The organism is Maribacter sp. MAR_2009_72 (assembly GCF_007827235.1).
GTDB lineage: Bacteria > Bacteroidota > Bacteroidia > Flavobacteriales > Flavobacteriaceae > Maribacter > Maribacter sedimenticola.
The window spans coordinates 1,829,335-1,846,785 of record NZ_VISB01000001.1; the positions used below are offsets into that span (position 1 = coordinate 1,829,335).

16 protein-coding genes and 1 riboswitch are annotated in these 17,451 nt (G+C 39.0%); of the genes, 1 reads left to right on the forward strand and 15 read right to left on the reverse strand.

The genetic code is table 11. The annotated features are described in order from the left end of the window. Positions 1–3 precede the first annotated feature (3 nt). From JM81_RS07575 to JM81_RS07645, 15 genes are all read right to left on the reverse strand, one after another. Positions 4–1,140, reverse strand: a complete 1,137-nt coding sequence (locus JM81_RS07575) for a serine hydrolase domain-containing protein (protein WP_144801927.1) — start codon at positions 1,138–1,140, stop codon at positions 4–6. Beyond that, complete coding sequence (locus JM81_RS07580) at positions 1,137–1,940, reverse strand: head GIN domain-containing protein (protein ID WP_144801930.1); 804 nt, start codon at positions 1,938–1,940, stop codon at positions 1,137–1,139. Before JM81_RS07580 ends, JM81_RS07575 begins: the two co-directional genes overlap by 4 nt. Position 1,941: 1 nt before the next feature. Then, positions 1,942–3,039: an acyloxyacyl hydrolase gene (locus tag JM81_RS07585; RefSeq protein WP_144801933.1), complete on the reverse strand. Its 1,098-nt coding sequence runs from the start codon at positions 3,037–3,039 to the stop codon at positions 1,942–1,944. 108 nt (positions 3,040–3,147) lie between these two features. Continuing rightward, a complete protein-coding gene (metF, locus tag JM81_RS07590) occupies positions 3,148–4,101 on the reverse strand; it encodes a methylenetetrahydrofolate reductase [NAD(P)H] (RefSeq protein WP_089262414.1) in 954 nt (317 codons plus the stop codon). 177 nt (positions 4,102–4,278) lie between these two features. Continuing rightward, positions 4,279–7,035, reverse strand: coding sequence for a methionine synthase (metH, locus tag JM81_RS07595; RefSeq protein WP_261374995.1), 2,757 nt, complete (start codon positions 7,033–7,035; stop codon positions 4,279–4,281). Continuing rightward, positions 7,032–7,379 carry a four helix bundle protein gene (locus tag JM81_RS07600; protein WP_144801937.1) on the reverse strand — a complete coding sequence of 116 codons (348 nt, stop codon included), beginning with the start codon at positions 7,377–7,379 and terminating at the stop codon, positions 7,032–7,034. Before JM81_RS07600 ends, metH begins: the two co-directional genes overlap by 4 nt. A 68-nt stretch (positions 7,380–7,447) precedes the next feature. After that, positions 7,448–8,437: a homocysteine S-methyltransferase family protein gene (locus JM81_RS07605; protein WP_144801940.1), complete on the reverse strand. Its 990-nt coding sequence runs from the start codon at positions 8,435–8,437 to the stop codon at positions 7,448–7,450. Positions 8,438–8,517: 80 nt separating this feature from the next. After that, positions 8,518–8,626: riboswitch (SAM riboswitch) on the reverse strand. Between the two features lie 158 nt (positions 8,627–8,784). Further along, positions 8,785–9,846, reverse strand: a complete 1,062-nt coding sequence (locus tag JM81_RS07610) for an NAD(P)/FAD-dependent oxidoreductase (protein WP_071340185.1) — start codon at positions 9,844–9,846, stop codon at positions 8,785–8,787. Positions 9,847–9,958: 112 nt separating this feature from the next. Continuing rightward, positions 9,959–10,762, reverse strand: coding sequence for a uroporphyrinogen-III C-methyltransferase (gene cobA / locus JM81_RS07615; protein WP_144801943.1), 804 nt, complete (start codon positions 10,760–10,762; stop codon positions 9,959–9,961). Between the two features lie 3 nt (positions 10,763–10,765). Beyond that, on the reverse strand, positions 10,766–12,856 hold the full coding sequence (locus JM81_RS07620) for a HEPN domain-containing protein (RefSeq protein WP_144801946.1): 2,091 nt from the start codon (positions 12,854–12,856) through the stop codon (positions 10,766–10,768). 111 nt (positions 12,857–12,967) lie between these two features. Further along, positions 12,968–14,215 (reverse strand): sulfate adenylyltransferase subunit 1, encoded by a 1,248-nt coding sequence (locus JM81_RS07625; protein WP_144801949.1) that lies wholly within the window; start codon positions 14,213–14,215, stop codon positions 12,968–12,970. Positions 14,216–14,297: 82 nt separating this feature from the next. Then, positions 14,298–15,248, reverse strand: a complete 951-nt coding sequence (gene cysD / locus JM81_RS07630; protein WP_245838967.1) for a sulfate adenylyltransferase subunit CysD — start codon at positions 15,246–15,248, stop codon at positions 14,298–14,300. 46 nt (positions 15,249–15,294) lie between these two features. Beyond that, positions 15,295–15,918, reverse strand: coding sequence for a phosphoadenosine phosphosulfate reductase family protein (locus JM81_RS07635; protein ID WP_089262424.1), 624 nt, complete (start codon positions 15,916–15,918; stop codon positions 15,295–15,297). Positions 15,919–15,931: 13 nt separating this feature from the next. Further along, positions 15,932–16,195: a DUF2061 domain-containing protein gene (locus tag JM81_RS07640; protein ID WP_144801951.1), complete on the reverse strand. Its 264-nt coding sequence runs from the start codon at positions 16,193–16,195 to the stop codon at positions 15,932–15,934. 195 nt (positions 16,196–16,390) lie between these two features. Beyond that, a complete protein-coding gene (locus JM81_RS07645; protein ID WP_089262428.1) occupies positions 16,391–16,801 on the reverse strand; it encodes an RrF2 family transcriptional regulator in 411 nt (136 codons plus the stop codon). A gap of 88 nt (positions 16,802–16,889) precedes the next feature. Here JM81_RS07645 and JM81_RS07650 point away from each other — a divergent pair, with 88 nt between their 5' ends. Then, positions 16,890–17,417, forward strand: a complete 528-nt coding sequence (locus JM81_RS07650; protein WP_144801954.1) for a hypothetical protein — start codon at positions 16,890–16,892, stop codon at positions 17,415–17,417. The last annotated feature ends 34 nt before the right edge of the window (positions 17,418–17,451 follow it).

The window sequence follows — 17,451 nt, forward strand, 5'->3', positions numbered from 1 at the left end:
TAGTTAGGCTGATGGAGCGTTCTCAAAAAAACATGCTATTACAGCATCCAATTCCTGTTGTATTTTTGGATCCGTACAGTTAATTAAAATTGAAAAAACCAATTGCTGCCCAGGGTACACAAAGAAATTGGCATACCCGCCTACCCCGTTTCCTACATGCCCAAAAAATGTTCTGCCCCTTACATCTTCACTTACTTGCCAACCCAAACCATAAAATGTAGAATTACCCTGAACGCTTTGCGCAGTTAAAAACTGGCTCAACAGCCCCTCACCAACCATAACTTTTTTATCCAGGAACGCCTGTCCAAATTTTGCAATGTCCGTAGAAGTGGATAAATAGCCACCGCCCGCCAATTTGTAGAAATTATCTACGGGTATCGCTTTTCTAAATCCTGCCCTATCTTTTGTATAAAAGGTGGTCACCAAGTCTTGATGTTTTAATTTAGCAATAGAATTAACATCATTGCCAGTTTCATTTTGACCGCGTTCCGGATGACCTATTGGCGTATATGTGTTCAGCATACCTAAAGGGTCCAAAACCTTTTTTTGTACATATTCCTCAAAGGGAATTCCACTGGCCCGTTGCATGGCGGCAGCGATCATGACCCAATCAAAACTATTGTACAGATAATCGGTTCCCGGTTCATAAACCAATGGATCCAACTTAAAAATTTCCAAACCTTTGGGTATGGTTAGTGGTTGGTTTAACCCATACTCCTTTCCTTTATACGCCCTAATCCCTGCTGTATGCCCTGCCAATTGCCGTATGGTAAAATCCCATTTCTTTTTAGGATAGTCAGGAACATAGGTGTAAAAAGATTCATCCAAACTTAGGTTCCCTTCTTGAACCATATGGGCCAGTGCCGTTGCAGCAATAGGTTTGGATACACTGGCTATTCTAAAAATTGAAGTTTTGGGGTCTATAAGGCGCTTACTTTCCAAATCTGCATACCCATATCCTTTTTCAAAAACTGTTTTCCCTTGTTTAATTACCGAAATGGAAATACCTGGAACCTTTTTTTCCAGTATCAATCTCTGTAGTAAATAATCTGCCTTGACCATTCCGGTCAAATTTCTATCTTCCCCTAAAACCCTCTTGGCGGCAAATACATTTTTAATATATCTAAGGATCGGGTTCATTCCACGAATATCAATCGTCCGTTATACAATTCTTCCACATCTACGGATGCCGGTCTGTTATAACTAAGCACATCGCCCGTACCCCTAATAACACCATTTAAACTTGTTTGGGGGTTTACCCGTATATCGTTGGTTCCCCTATGGTTAAAATTAACACGACCTGCCGTTAATTCTTCCGCTTCAATTCTAGAATCACCGGCCGCTATATTAATATTCAGACTTTCCACAACACCCGCTAATTTAAAATATGCAATACCGTTTACTGTAATACCGAGCGATGTTACATTTAAGTCCAACACAAACTCCCCATCCGTTGTTTCGGCGTCCGGCACCGTAAAACTTTCCGACAAAAGACTTAGGCTATCAAAGTCCAATACCCCGTCCGATCGTATAGGAAATCCCGTACTACTTCTAATTTCGGTTAAATTGGGGGTGGTCACATATATTACCGTAATTCCGTAATCACGCACGTAATTACAATCATTGGTATCACTGAGCAGCAAGCGACCATCCTCAACAGTGGCAGCAACTTCATTTCTTAAATTTTCGCCTGTTTCTATTTCTACTTTTTGAATAGAGCCCTGTTTTATAATCAAGGTTACGTTCTCATAAACCGTGATCTTTGTAAACTCAGGTACTATAACCTCATCCTTTACAATCTCCCCGGTATCCTGAAAACAATCTGAAGCATTTTCAGAATCGCAAGAGATAGTTAGGACCATTAAAATTCCTGACAGGATAAAAAGGACTGGATTTCGCCCGATCAGACAACTAAGTGGATTTTTTATCAATTTTACCATCTTACATTCTTATTCCTATACCAAATTCAACGGCCTCTGCTTTTGCTCCGTGCGACTTTAAGGTCATTACACCAAATACTTTGTTTCCAAAATAACGTTTTAAGCCTATACGGTTGTACATGCGCCCTTCAAAATCAAAAGGGTAATACACATAGAAGCCCAATTGTGCTATGACAGATAGTTTATTAATGAAAAGTTCATGCCCAATAAACATACCTACCCTTTTATAATCATCGTTGGCCGCAACATTATTTTCTGGAAACGCAATACTTTGAAAACGTATCAATTCTTTTAAAAAATTGGAGAAATATGCATCTACGCCTAATTGTATAGCACTTTTTCTTCCTAATCTTTTATCTGCATATGCAGATAGGACTACAAAACCGTATTGACCGGAATCAATAACGTCACTCTCATTAATTCCTGACCGCAATGCCAGATTAAAACGTAACGGCTCTGTCATTTTTTCTTTTTCCCTGTATACATATTCCAGTTCCTTTCCACCATCAAGATCATACACAAAACCTGCATTGAACGCCAATGTATTGGTAGAGGTATTGGGTGCCCTAAAATTGGCATTTGAGTAATGGATCAATGAAATACCTGCCTTAAACCCTAATCCGGCCACAATATTCTCTTTATGGAAATTGAACATTAAATAGGTTGAACTTAAAAAATCAGAGCCATAGGCGTTGTTCCTGAAATTGGTCTGTTTATCATAGGGGTTGGTGGCATAGGCGATGCCCTGACCAATCCTTAATTGTACATTTCTCCTAAAAAAATAAAAGTTATAGTGCGCGTATAGCCCAAAGGCATCACCCAACGTTTGGTTATTGGAATTTTGATAGATAAAGGAATAACCTAAATCTGGATAATTATACAGTTCTTCCCATTCTTCCGCACCGTACGTTTTACGGTTATAACTTAAAATAACCCCGGCAGGGTGCGATGTTATTAAATGTGATATATCTGGATTGTGCAGTATGATGGAACCATAGAATTGGTTGGCATCAAGCGTGTACTTCTTGTTCTCAGCACCTTCTTGCGCAAAACAAAAACTTACCGATAACATTACAATGGATAGAAACTTAAAATTCATTGTGGGCAAAAATAGTTATAAGAATTAAGTACGAAGTATTACGTAGTAAGTATTATCCTTATCGGACACTTTGTACTTAAATTCTCTACTTAATACTTTTTAAAACCTTTAAAAAAGTGCTTCTGCTATTGCCTTTATATTATCGGATTTACCCATTGAGTAATAATGCAATACAGGTACCCCTGCCGCCTTCAACTCTTTAGATTGTTGAATGGCCCATTCTATACCCACGGCTCGCACATCCTTATTTGTTGCACATTGATCTACGGCCTCTATAAGATCTTGGGGCAAATCTATCCTGAATACCTGTGGCAATAATTGCAGATGCCTTTTTACCGCAATTGGTTTTATACCTGGAATAATTGGCACATTAATACCTAAATTCCTTGCCGCCTCTACAAACTCAAAATACTTTTTGTTATCAAAGAACATTTGTGTTACCACATAATCTGCCCCGGCATCTACCTTTTCCTTCAACCTTTTTAAATCTGATTGTAAGGATGGAGATTCCAAATGCTTTTCAGGATAACCTGCAACACCTATACAAAACTCACTAGAATGTTCAGCTTCAACAGTTTCGTGCAGATACTTGCCTTTATTCAGGTTTTGAATCTGTTCTACCAGCTCAATGGCATAGGAATGCCCACCATGGGTAGGCTCAAAATATTTTTGTTCACTACGGGCATCACCGCGCAAGGCCATTACATTCTCAATGCCTAGATAATGGCAGTCTACCAACATATATTCGGTCTCCTCCTTGGTAAAGCCACCGCAAATAACATGTGGTACCGTATCAACATTGTACTTATGCTGAATAGAAGCACAGATACCTACCGTCCCCGGCCTCATGCGCGTAGTCTTTTTATCCAATAATCCTTCTTTCTGGACATAAACGGTTTCCTCACGCGATGTGGTCACATCTATGAACGGCGGATTAAATTCCATTAAAGGATCAATATTGTTATACAATTCCTGAATATTTTTCCCTTTTACCGGTGGTACGATCTCAAAAGAGAAAAGTGTTTTTCCCTTTGCATTGGTGATATGGTCTGTAACTTTCATTCTAATTTAAGTTGGTCGGTTTATATGTAATCGACTTTTCTTTTAAACTTTTACTTTATTTCCTTTTGGACGTTCGGGCGGGCTTTACGCTATATTTTTTCTATTTGATCAAACATTTAAACTTGACCCGGACTTCGTTCAAAAATAGAAAAAGATGCCGCTGCAATCCCTAACGCATTAGTCCACTATATTTGGCGCAAGCCATTTTTCCGCTTCTTCAAACGAAATCCCCTTTCGTTCCGCAAAATCCTTTACCTGATCTTCCTTAATCTTTCCAAGTCCAAAATAGCGGGCCTGTGGGTTACCAAAATAATACCCGCTTACAGATGCCGCAGGCCACATGGCCAGACTATCCGTCAACTCCACACCTATGGTTTCCTTTACTTTAAGAACATCCCAAATGGTCAATTTCTCCAAGTGATCGGGACAGGCAGGGTAACCAGGCGCAGGACGAATACCCTTATAAGACTCCTTGATTAAATCTTCATTGCTCAAATCCTCATTGGCAGCATAACCCCAATGTTTGGTCCTTACCTCTTTATGCAAATACTCGGCAAACGCTTCGGCCAAACGATCCGCCAAAGCTTTTACCATGATGGAGTTATAATCATCCAGGTCTTTCTCATACTGTGCCGCCAATTCTGCCGTTCCAAAACCTGTGGATACACAGAAACAACCTATGAAGTCTTGTTTCCCAGATTCTTTTGGAGCAATAAAATCTGCCAAGGCATAATCCGCAACCCCTTCCCTACGCTCCAATTGTTGACGAAGGGTACGGAAAGTATGGTTCCCATCCGCTACGGCTCCGCTCAGCGACCCAGTATTCCCACCTAAACTTGAACTAGTATCAACTAAAATATCATCGTCATTAATAGCGTTCGCAGGGAACAGTCCAAAAATACCTTTAGCCTTTAATTTCTTTTCGGAAATTATCTTGTTCAGCATCTCTTGAGCGTCTGCGAATAAATCGGTTGCTTGTTCCCCAACAACCTCATCGGTCAATATTGCCGGGTATTTACCATGCAGTTCCCAACTTCTAAAGAAGGGAGTCCAATCTATATAGGGTACCAAAAGATTTAGATCTAAATTTTCGATCACCTGAACACCCAATTTGTTCGGCTTTACAATTTCAGAAGTTTTCCAATCTATTTTAAACTTATTTCTCCGTGCCGCAGAAATTGGCTTATATGTTTTACTAGATGAACGGTTCAAGAACTTTTCCCTAAACACATCATAATCATCTTTTATACTTTTCTTATAGCTCGTAGATGTTTCTTTCTGCAATAAATCGCCCACCACGGTTACCGCTCTAGAAGCATCGTTTACATGAACTACTGCCTCTTTATATTGTGGATCAATCTTTACCGCGGTATGTGCCTTACTGGTGGTTGCCCCACCGATCAACAACGGAATGCTGAAATCTTTACGTTGCATTTCCTTTGCCAAATGCACCATCTCATCCAATGACGGTGTAATTAATCCGCTAAGCCCAATAATATCTACGTTATGCTCAATGGCTGCCGCAATAATTTTTTCCGGTGGAACCATTACGCCTAGATCAACGATTTCATAGTTGTTGCACGCCAGTACTACACCTACAATATTTTTACCGATATCATGAACATCTCCCTTTACGGTTGCCATTAATATCTTACCGGCATTATCGGTATCCCCTATTTGAGGATTCAACAACTTTTCTTCTTCAATATAGGGTAACAAATAAGCTACCGCCTTCTTCATCACTCGGGCAGACTTTACCACCTGCGGCAAGAACATTTTTCCGCTACCGAATAAATCGCCCACCACGTTCATACCCGTCATTAGGTTGCCCTCAATAACTTCAATTGGCTTATTGGCCGCCAATCTGGCTTCTTCAACATCTTCAATTATATATTGATCTATACCTTTTACCAAGGCACGGGTAATACGCTCTTGTAAAGGTTCTTCTCGCCACGATAGATCTATTTTACTTTCCTTGGTTTTACCAACTACAGATTCGGCAAAATCCAGCAAACGCTCCGTTGCATCATCCCTCCTATTTAGAATAACATCTTCTACATGTTCCAATAAATCTTTTGGAATATCATCATACACCTCTAACATACTTGGATTTACAATACCCATGTTCATACCCGCTTTTATAGCGTGGTACAAGAAGACCGAGTGCATAGCCTCGCGCACCGGGTTATTGCCCCTAAAGGAGAACGAGACATTACTAACGCCACCACTTACACTGGCGTGTGGCAAGTTTTCACGTACCCATCTTGTAGCTTCAATAAAATCGACAGCATTTAATTTATGCTCATCCATTCCCGTTGCTACCGGAAAAATATTTAAATCGAAAATGATATCCTCTGGCGCAAAGTTTACCTTGTTCACCAAAACATCATACGAACGTTTTGCTATTTCAATTCTACGGTCATAATTATCTGCCTGACCCACCTCATCAAAAGCCATAACGATTACCGCGGCACCATATCTTTTTATGAGTTTGGCGTGGTGTATAAATTGTTCTTCGCCCTCTTTTAAGCTAATGGAGTTTACCACACATTTACCTTGAACAACTTGCAGACCGGCTTCAATAATCTCCCATTTAGAACTGTCGATCATAATAGGCACACGAGAAATATCCGGCTCCGATATAACAAGGTTTAAAAATTTCACCATGGCCTGTTTACCATCGATCAATCCGTCATCCATATTTATATCAATAACCTGGGCACCATTTTCAACCTGCTCCCTAGCCACTGCCAACGCCTCTTCAAACTTTTCCTCTTTTACTAAACGAAGAAACTTTTTTGAACCCGCAACGTTTGTTCGCTCACCAACGTTTATAAAGTTGGTCTCCGGGGTAACAATTAGGGGTTCTAGGCCGCTAAGCTTTAGAAAACGTTGTTCGTTATTCGTTGTTCGTTGTTCGTTCTCTTTACTCATAACTTCTTGTGATAATTTATGAATCCGTTCAACAACTTTTTCACTCTTTCTATTTCTTTTAAAACGATATCTATATCTGAAATATAATTTAAATCTCCTGCTAAAATCAACTGGGTTTCCAACTCGAATAAGGAGCCTCTAGCAATATGTAAAAAATGAATTGTTTCTTTATTGGATTGTCTTCCACAACCTTCAGCAATATTTGAAGGAACAGATATAACACATCTTCTCACCTGTGAGGTTAAAGAAAATTGCTCATCTTGAGGAAAGGACTTCGTCAAAACATATACTGTTTTCACCAACATCCTAGCCTGCACCCAAATATCTAATTCTTTATAATCCATTTCATATTTTTAGAAAAAAACACGATAAACCATTAACGAGAAACGAAAAACGATTTATTTACCAACAACTAAAATTGACGCGGAGCAAAATTTTTCACAACCTCAGCAATCGCAGTAATATGTTCTGGAGTGGTTCCGCAACAACCGCCAACTATATTTACCAATCCTTTTTCTGCGTATTCCTTGATCTGTTCCGCCATTTGTTGGGGAGTTTCGTCGTACTCTCCAAATGCATTTGGCAAACCGGCGTTGGGGTGCGCAGAGACCGCATGCTCACTTTTGGTGGACAACACCTCTAAATGAGGTACCAACTGGTTTGCACCTAAAGCACAATTAAACCCAACGGATAAAATAGGAATGTGGGATATGGATATTAAAAATGCCTCGGCCGTTTGACCCGATAATGTTCTACCGGATGCATCTGTAATAGTACCGCTAACCATTATGGGAACATCTATATTTCTTTCCTCTTTAACTTCTTCTATGGCAAATAATGCCGCCTTTGCATTAAGTGTATCGAATATGGTCTCTACCAATAAAATATCCGCTCCGCCATCTAATAAAGCTTCCACCTGTTGTTTATAGGCCACACGCAACTCTTCAAAAGAAATAGCCCTGTAACCCGGGTCATTAACATCGGGCGACATACTTGCCGTTTTATTGGTGGGCCCAATACTACCGGCTACAAAACGAGGTTTATTTGGTTCTTTTGCAGTAAATTCATCTGCTACCATTTTGGCAATGCGGGCCGATTCATAATTCAGCTCATACACCAAATCTTCCATGAAATAATCTGCCATAGCAATTGTAGTTCCCGAAAAGGTATTGGTCTCTACAATATCTGCACCGGCAGCAAAATATTTACGATGTACATCCGCAATTGCATCTGGCTGGGTCAATGACAATAAATCATTATTACCTTGCAAGGGGTGTTCCCAATCCTTAAAACGTTCTCCCCTAAAATCCTCTTCGGTAAACTTATACCGTTGCAGCATAGTACCCATGGCACCGTCCAAGATCAGGATTCGCTCTTTTAATATTTCTTTTATATCCTTCATTTTGCGCTATAACAAATTCTATGTTCGCATTATTTTATTGTAAAATCAAGTAAGGAAAGGAATGGGAAACGTTCTTTCTTCAGTTATCTGTCCTTATTTACAGGATAGAATGTAGCACCTTCTTTTCCATTTTGGAAAGGGTTGCCAAGGTTTCACAGGGTCTAGTCCCTCCGCCTTTCTTGATAACAGTTCAATCTATTCAGGAACGAATTGCAAAGTAACGGTACTACCCGTTCTTAACCAAAACTTCAATAGGTTTTTTAGTCCACGAAATTTTCAAAAATTGTCATAAAAAAAACCTCCGTACACCATAAGCATCCGGAGGTCATACTAACCAAATAAATAAGTTATGCGATACTCTGTACCACCTCTTTCTTAGCTTCTTTCTTAGAACCGTCAAAACCTTCTACCCCACCTACGGTAGTATATTTCATGACAAAACGCTTACCAGGGTTGATCTGTTGGTATGCATATTGACACATAACGGCTGCTTCGTGAAACCCTGAAAGTATCAATTTCAGCTTACCTTCATAAGTATTTACATCACCAATGGCATATACCCCCGGTATGTTGGTCTGGTAATCTTTTGCATTATTTACCTTAATGGCATTTTTCTGAATTTCCAAGCCCCAATCACCTATAGGACCTAATTTAGGAGACAGACCGAATAAAGGAATAAAATTATCCACTTCTAAATAAGTATCTTCTTTTTCCTTGTCCGTGTGCTTAATAACCACTGCCTTAAGTTCATTTTCACCATGTAGTTCTTTTACCTCAGCTTTGGTAATCAACTTGATTTTACCCAGTTTCGCCAGTTCTGATGCTTTTTCAACGGAATCCAATGCCCCTCTAAATTCATCCCTTCTGTGTACCAAGGTTACTTCTGCCGCTACATCGGTCAAAAATATAGCCCAGTCCAAGGCAGAATCACCACCACCGGCAATGACCACTTTTTTATCGCGATATACTTCTGGGTCTTTGATCATATAGGAAACACCTGTATCTTCAAAGTTTACAATGTTAGAAATAGGTGGTTTTCTTGGTTCAAAAGAACCTAACCCCCCAGCAATTACCACTACAGGCGCATTGTGCTTTGTTCCTTTATTCGTTGTTACGACAAAAGAACCATCTTCTAATTTATCTAAAGTTTCCGCTCTTTCTCCCAAAGTGAATCCTGGTTCAAAAGGCTTTATCTGCTCCATAAGGTTATCTACCAAAGTACCCGCCAAAATTTCTGGAAATGCAGGAATATCATAGATAGGCTTTTTAGGATATATCTCTGAACACTGACCACCTGGTTGTGGCAATGCATCTATTAAATGCGTTTTCAACTTTAATAATCCTGCTTCAAATACCGTGAACAATCCGGTAGGTCCTGCTCCTATAATGAGCATATCTGTTTTAATCATAATTCTCTTTTTAGTAAAAAGTAATTATACAAAGTTGACATCATTCTATACAACTACTTTTTAGCTTCTTTTAATTTTACTTAATCTATATACTTATCCTTTACTAAATATGCTATCCTTTGATTACTTCAACAAAACTGACATTTTCTTCAGCAAACTTATGCGTCGCCTCCGCTAACGCTTCACGATGTCTAACTACTTCACCTATGATAATGATCGCAGGATTAGAAAGCTTTTCTTTCTCCACCACATCAACTATGGTATCTATAGTCGCAATTCCTATTTTTTCGTCCTTTCGTGTTCCGTTCTGAATTATAGCTATCGGTAATTCCGATTTACCTTCAGACTTAAATAATTCTACTATCTGAGGAAGTTTTGACATCCCCATCAATATGACTACCGTAGCACTACTTTTTGCAGCTAAGGCAACATCAGTTGATAGTTTATGCTCTTTTGTAGTTCCTGTTATTACCCAAAAACTTTCTGAAGAACCTCTTTTTGTTACCGGAATGTTTTGATATGCAGGCACACTCAAACTTGACGATATACCTGGCACCATGGCTACTTGCAACCCATGCGAGGCGGCATATTCCATTTCTTCCGAACCGCGACCGAATACAAAAGGATCTCCTCCTTTTAACCGCACCACATGTTCGTTAGATTTTGCCCTGCTCACAATAAGCTCATTAATCTGCTCTTGTTGATATGCATAGCATCCTTTGCGTTTACCTACAAAAATCAATTCCGCATTCTTGGCATAATCCAGCAACTCCTCGTTCACCAAAGCATCGTACAAAACCACATCGGCATTTTCCAGCATTCTGATCGCTTTTAACGTGATCAGCTCCACATCACCTGGTCCTGCACCAACTACGGTTAACTTAGGTTTCTTTATATGTTGTAAATGATTTGCCATTATCTATGCTTCTGCCAATTCTTGCTGTCTGAACTTTTCTACACTCTCCAAAAATTCTTTCGCATCCTTTATGTACGATTGCGCAAATTCTTTTGTTGGCTCGTTCTGATTTAATTGAAGTACCAATTTTTCAAATCCGCCGGCTACGGCAATTCTGCCATCGGCAACAAATTTCTCATCAAAATCCTTAATGATACTTGCGTGGGTATTCACTTTTGTATTTTCAGCGGTCAACATCGCCTTAGCCGAGTTTACCATAGAAGAATATGCGTGATAGATACTGGCAGACCATTTTTCGGCATCGAACATTTCTTGTGCATTCTGAATTTTCTCTTCACTTTCAAAAAGTAATGTTGCGATCAAGTCGATAACAACACCTGCACATTCACCTACACCGATAGCTTTTTCATAACGCTCCGTATTACCCCAATCTATAAAGTCTTCTGGCGTTAAGTCATCTATTGATGATAATGGCGTAAGAAAATCATAGAAATACATTTGTCCTTTTTCGGCATAATAATCCGGGAACGACAGATCTCCACCATTGGCATCAAAATCATTTAAGATCAAACGCAATGCTTCCGGACCTCTTTTACTTGGCACTTTCACCACTTTGTCCGCAAAACGACCGTTACCGTTACCATCATTGCTACCGCCCAACAATACCTGAAGCGCAGGAGCTACCAATTTATCCTTTGTACGAACCGACATGCCCTGAAAACCAATATTTGCCATATTGTGCTGCCCACAGGCATTCATACAACCACTGATTTTTATGACAACATCATCGTTGTTGATATAATCTGGATATTCTGTTTTTATCACTCTTTCCAGTTCCTCTGCAATTCCCGTACTACTTGCAATTCCTAAATTACAGGTATCTGTACCAGGACAAGCAGTGATATCAAGAGCCTTATTATAACCAGCCTCTACAAAACCTAACTTTTCCAATTCAGTATAAAAGAATGCTACGTTCTCTTCTTTTACGAAAGGAATCAAAATATTTTGACGTAAGGACAATCTTAACTCACCCGCTGCATATTTCTGTACCAAGTTTGCCAATAAACGTGCCTTATCCGTATAGAAATCACCTAATAACACTTTAATACCCAAAGCAACATAACCTGGTTGTTTTTGTGGTATTACGTTGGTAGATTTCCATTGTTCAAAAGCTTTTACGTCACTAATTTCTACTGCCGGAACCTCTAATTCCGACACCTTTACCTTAGGATATGCCTCTGGGTCTATTGGAAAAGTATCAAAAGGTACCGCCGTTTTCTCTACCGCCAAAAGCTCCTTAAATCCGTCAAGACCTAAATCTTTCAACAAGAATTTCATTCTAGCTTTAGCTCTACTTTTACGTTCACCGTAACGGTCAAAAACACGAACCACGGTTTCCATTAAAGGAATTATCTGATCGGCAGGCAAAAAGCTATACAACTCATCGGCATGTCGTGGTTGGGAACCCAATCCGCCACCAAGCATTACTTTAAAACCTACTTCGCCATTTTGTATTTTGGCAATAAAGCCCAAATCATGCATATAGGACAAACCTGTATCTGCATCACTTGCGGAAAAAGAAACCTTGAACTTACGTCCCATTTCTTGACTCACAGGATTTCTTAAGAAATACTGGAATAATGCGTGTGCATATGGTGAAACATCAAAAGGTTCATCAACATCAATACCAGCGGTTTCACTTGCGGTTACGTTACGTACCGTGTTACCACAGGCTTCCCTTAAAGTAATTTCATCTTTCTCCAATTCTGCCCACAACTGCGGCGTTCTATTCAAATCTACATAGTGGATCTGAATATCTTGGCGTGTGGTAATATGCAATCTACCTGTAGAATATTCGTCCGACACATCACAAATACGAAGCAACTGCTTAGAGGTCACCTTACCATAAGGCAACTTTATACGAATCATTTGAACCCCTTCTTGACGCTGTCCGTAAACACCACGTGCCAATCGAAGACTTCTAAATTTTTCTTCATCTAGCTTGCCACCATGAAACTCATGAATTTTACGTTCCAATTCAAGAATATCCTTTTCAACTACCTGATTTTCTAATTCTGTTCTAAAACTTTGCATTGCTTAGTATTAAATGTTCAGTATAAATACCGATGTAAATTATTACTATATTTTGCCTATAGATTTTATAGACTTAATAAAAACAGTCAATATAAAATTGACATGTTTCTATTAACTTATGAATCCTGCACCTACGGTACTGTTGGATTTTGTGTCGATCAATATAAATGAACCGTTTGTTCTGTGATTTTTAAATTGATCATAGAAAATTGGTTTATTCAAACGGAAACTCACTTGAGCAATATCATTCATGCCCAAAGACTCCGTTTTCTCATCTATACCAGAATAATCCGGAGCGATCTTATGATGAACTTGCTCTACCTTCGCCAATACTTTATTGACACCATGCTGAACAATATATTTATTACCGACCGCCAAAGGCAATGAATCCATCCAAGAGATCGTTGCCGTAAATTGCTTGTCTACCGTTGGCAGATCGCCCGCTTTTACTAACATATCTCCACGACTCAAATTAATTTCATCTTCCAACGTTATGGTTACCGATGATCGCCTAGATGCCGTTTTATACTTCTTGTCATGAAAATAAATATCCTTTATTTTAGAACGTGTCTGTGATGGAAGCGCCACTACCTCATCGCCTACGCTTAATTCGCCACCATATACTTTACCGGCAAATCCTCTAAAATCATGGTGCTCATCCGTTTTTGGACGGATAACATATTGCACCGGAAAACGTGGTGTACCCACATTGAAAATATCCTTTCTATCCAATGCTTCAAAATGCTCTAACAAAGACTGTCCTTTATACCAAGGGGTCTTGTCCGACAAGTTTACTACGTTATCCCCTTTCAACGCGCTTACAGGAATAAAAGTGATTTTCTGATCTTGATAATCTCTCTTTGCCATCAATGCCTCAAAATCAGCTTTAATTGCATTGTAGGTTTCTTCAGAATAGTCTACCAGATCCATCTTATTAATAGCTACCACTACATCTTTTATGCGTAATAGGTTATTGATAAAAAAGTGTCTATTAGTTTGCTCTATTACCCCTTTACGTGCATCGATCAAAATGATCGCCGCTTGCGAAGTAGAAGCTCCGGTCACCATGTTACGCGTATATTCTACGTGCCCAGGTGTATCTGCTATAATGTAACTTTTCTTTGCCGTTGAGAAATAGATATGGGCCACATCGATCGTGATACCTTGCTCACGTTCCGCTACCAGACCATCTGTTGCCAAAGAGAAATCCAAATAATCATATCCCTTTTGCTTACTGGTCTTTTCTATTGCCTCTAATTTATCGCTGGTCAGTGACTTTGTATCATACAATATTCTCCCAATCAAGGTACTTTTACCGTCATCTACACTACCTGCTGTTGCTATTTTTAGTACTTCCAATTTCGTTGTTCGTTGTCGGTTGTTGGTTGTTAGTTTTATTCGTAATCTACTATCAACGAACAACTAACAACTATCAACCAGATTAAAAATATCCTTGTTGTTTTCTTTTTTCCATTGCCGCTTCTGAACGCTTATCGTCTATACGCGCGCCACGCTCTGAAATGGATGAATCCCTAATTTCCTCTACTACCTTATCGATTGTTTCTGCATCTGAAAGAACGGCTGCCGTACAGGACATATCGCCTACGGTACGAAAACGCACCAAACGCTCTTCTACTACCTCATCTTCTTCCCTAAATACGATACCATCTTCTGCAGACCAGATCATACCATCCCTTAAGAAGGTTTTACGCTTATGCGCAAAATAGATAGAAGGAATTTCAATTTGTTCCTCTTTAATATAGGACCAAACATCTAGCTCCGTCCAGTTAGAAATAGGAAACACTCTTACGTTCTGTCCCAATTCTATTTGCCCGTTCAACATATCGAACAACTCCGGACGCTGATTACGCTCGTCCCACTGACCAAAATCATCACGAACAGAAAATATACGTTCTTTTGCACGTGCCTTCTCTTCATCTCTACGAGCTCCACCAATACAAGCGTCGAACTTAAATTCCTCAATGGCATCTAGCAACGTCGTTGTCTGCAAGCTATTTCTACTTGAATACCTACCAGATTCTTCTTTCACCTTACCTTGATCAATAGAATCCTGTACATTACGTACAATCAATTCTAGACCTAACTCTTCTACCAACCTATCTCTAAATTCTATGGTTTCAGGAAAGTTATGACCTGTATCAATATGCATTAAAGGGAAAGGAATTTTTGATGGCCAAAATGCCTTCTGTGCCAAACGTACCAATGTGATCGAGTCTTTTCCACCCGAAAACAACAGTACAGGCTTTTCAAACTGAGCTGCAACCTCCCTAATGATATAAATGGCCTCATTCTCAAGGGCATTGATATGGGATGTATCCTGCAAAAGTTCAGTGGATGGTGTTACTTCCAACTCGGTGCTTGTATTACTCATTCTAATTTTTTAGATCAATTATCTTTATTTTTCCTACTACCTATGATTAACTATGTAACCCGCACTCCCTATTTGCCAACACTTTGGTAGGATCAAAATAGTTATGCTCGTTAGGTAGGTTATATTTTTTTAAATACGTATCTAATTGAGTATCGTTCCAATGGTAGAACGGACTCACTTTTAAAACCCCATCTTTACTTAGGCTTAATATATCCAAACTATCCCTGTGTGCAGTCTGACCTTTTCTAAGATTAGTAAACCAAACATCTGGCTTAAAATCTGCCATTGCCCTTTTAAACGGCTCCAACTTTACCTGCTCGGTAAACTCTGCATGCCTAGGATCATCTATTTGCGGTATACCCATTACGGCATCTCTATGCGCGGTGGTTTGTTTTGGTACATATAATTTTATGTTCAAGCTCAACCTTTCGATCAATTCTTCTGCATGTTTATATGTTTTGGGCGTATTGTACCCCGTATCGCACCAAACTACAGGAATATCTTTTTTCACTTCTGAAACGGCGTGCAAAATAGCCACTTCGTATGGTCTAAAATTGGTGGTAACCACAGGAGTCTGCCCGTGTTTTACGGCCCAAGAAATAATTTCTTCCGGCGGTATCCCTTTAAATTGAACGTTCAATTGTTGAACTTGTGCTGCTGTTAATGCCATTGCCCTAAGTTTATTATTTACCCCACTTTACTAAATTCCAGATTCTTTCATGAAAAAAGTACAATATCATTTTCGTTACAAAATCAATGGAAGCAATAGATGCGGCAAGAGAAATTTTACCTGTAAGTATGTATGATATTACCAAAGTGTCCAAAGTTCCTATTACTCTCCAACTAAATGCCTTTGCTACACTTCGCAAAGGCTTTTCTGAGGTTTTATCCTCTTTATAGGTGGTCTTAGACTCTTTTTTATTTATTATAAGTTGATCTGCAATCATCTTTACTTTAATTTTTATTACCCTACTAATTTAATAGAGTTTTCAAAAATAGTATATATTTTCAAAGTAGTCGTCAAAAATTGAGATAAATTTCTATTACCCTATAGATTTAGTAGATTAATAACAAAAGGGCATTAAAATTTGAGATTCCTCAACACGGAAACACCTAATATCGAGAATTTATATGGGCTGTAATTAAGAAATTAAATCCTTTAAAGTATTTTTTCTGTAAACCTCCAAAGTACTATCACGCACCTGCAGCATTAATTTATGAACGGAACAAGTTTGTTCATCCGGACAATCATCACAGGTTTCATAAAAGTTTAAGCTTACACAAGGTACCATAGAAATAGGACCCTCCAGTACTCTCATTACATCTGTCATGGATATTTCTTCTGGAGATTTCAATAAATAATATCCGCCGCCCTTTCCTTTTTTAGAACCTAAAAACCCTGTTTTTCGCAAGCTCAATAAAATACTTTCCAAGAACTTTTGTGAGATATTTTCCTTTTCGGCAATTTCTGATATCTGTACAGGCTTTTTATCAACCTGTAAGGCTAAATATGATAGGGCCTTTAATCCGTATTTTGTCTTTTTAGAGAGCATAACGCTAAGATAGCCAAATAAAAAAATATTGATAAAATACTTGAAGGTTCAATTTAACGTTTTATATACGCTAACAAGCTATTCCCTTATGAGAAAAATATTCGTTTTGACCCTTTTGGTTACGTTCACTTTGATAAACTTATCCTGTTCTAACGATGAGGGCGAAACCTTAAACGCCAGTGAATCTGAAATTACAGGTACATGGAACTTGACCGCACTTGAAACAAAAGATGGTAGATCAGATACTAATTTTGACGGCACATCTATACCTACAACTTTCACCGCGGTTGGTAAGGATTTTAATATTGTGGTTACTTTTTCAGAAGACCCTAACATAGTAACTAGTGAAGGTTCTTATACCACTGTAATTACCACTACGGTTATGGGAGAAACATCGACCGAAGAAGAAACCGGTGAAGACTTTTTTGAAAGTGATGCATGGAGACTAGATGGCAGTACCCTATATTTTGGCACTGGTGATGAGGAAGTAGGCTTTACCATTACAGAACTTACGGATAATAAAATGTCCCTACGCTATACAATTGACGAAACTGTAGATTTCTTCGGTGCTACAACAAGTGTTAGCGCAACTTATAATATGACATTGACAAAATAACTCAGCTTATATAACAAAAAAAGCCCGGTACGTG

Bases quoted from the DNA above. Each gene is read 5' to 3' on its own strand.
- JM81_RS07640 (WP_144801951.1), bottom strand. From the start codon at position 16,195: ATGATTGCAGATCAACTTATAATAAATAAAAAAGAGTCTAAGACCACC.
- cobA (WP_144801943.1), bottom strand. From the start codon at position 10,762: ATGGCAAATCATTTACAACATATAAAGAAACCTAAGTTAACCGTAGTT.
- JM81_RS07650 (WP_144801954.1), top strand. From the start codon at position 16,890: ATGAGAAAAATATTCGTTTTGACCCTTTTGGTTACGTTCACTTTGATA.
- JM81_RS07635 (WP_089262424.1), bottom strand. From the start codon at position 15,918: ATGGCATTAACAGCAGCACAAGTTCAACAATTGAACGTTCAATTTAAA.
- JM81_RS07575 (WP_144801927.1), bottom strand. From the start codon at position 1,140: ATGAACCCGATCCTTAGATATATTAAAAATGTATTTGCCGCCAAGAGG.
- JM81_RS07600 (WP_144801937.1), bottom strand. From the start codon at position 7,379: ATGGATTATAAAGAATTAGATATTTGGGTGCAGGCTAGGATGTTGGTG.
- JM81_RS07580 (WP_144801930.1), bottom strand. From the start codon at position 1,940: ATGGTAAAATTGATAAAAAATCCACTTAGTTGTCTGATCGGGCGAAAT.
- JM81_RS07610 (WP_071340185.1), bottom strand. From the start codon at position 9,846: ATGATTAAAACAGATATGCTCATTATAGGAGCAGGACCTACCGGATTG.
- metF (WP_089262414.1), bottom strand. From the start codon at position 4,101: ATGAAAGTTACAGACCATATCACCAATGCAAAGGGAAAAACACTTTTC.
- cysD (WP_245838967.1), bottom strand. From the start codon at position 15,248: ATGAGTAATACAAGCACCGAGTTGGAAGTAACACCATCCACTGAACTT.
- JM81_RS07585 (WP_144801933.1), bottom strand. From the start codon at position 3,039: ATGAATTTTAAGTTTCTATCCATTGTAATGTTATCGGTAAGTTTTTGT.
- JM81_RS07645 (WP_089262428.1), bottom strand. From the start codon at position 16,801: ATGCTCTCTAAAAAGACAAAATACGGATTAAAGGCCCTATCATATTTA.
- JM81_RS07620 (WP_144801946.1), bottom strand. From the start codon at position 12,856: ATGCAAAGTTTTAGAACAGAATTAGAAAATCAGGTAGTTGAAAAGGAT.
- metH (WP_261374995.1), bottom strand. From the start codon at position 7,035: ATGAGTAAAGAGAACGAACAACGAACAACGAATAACGAACAACGTTTT.
- JM81_RS07605 (WP_144801940.1), bottom strand. From the start codon at position 8,437: ATGAAGGATATAAAAGAAATATTAAAAGAGCGAATCCTGATCTTGGAC.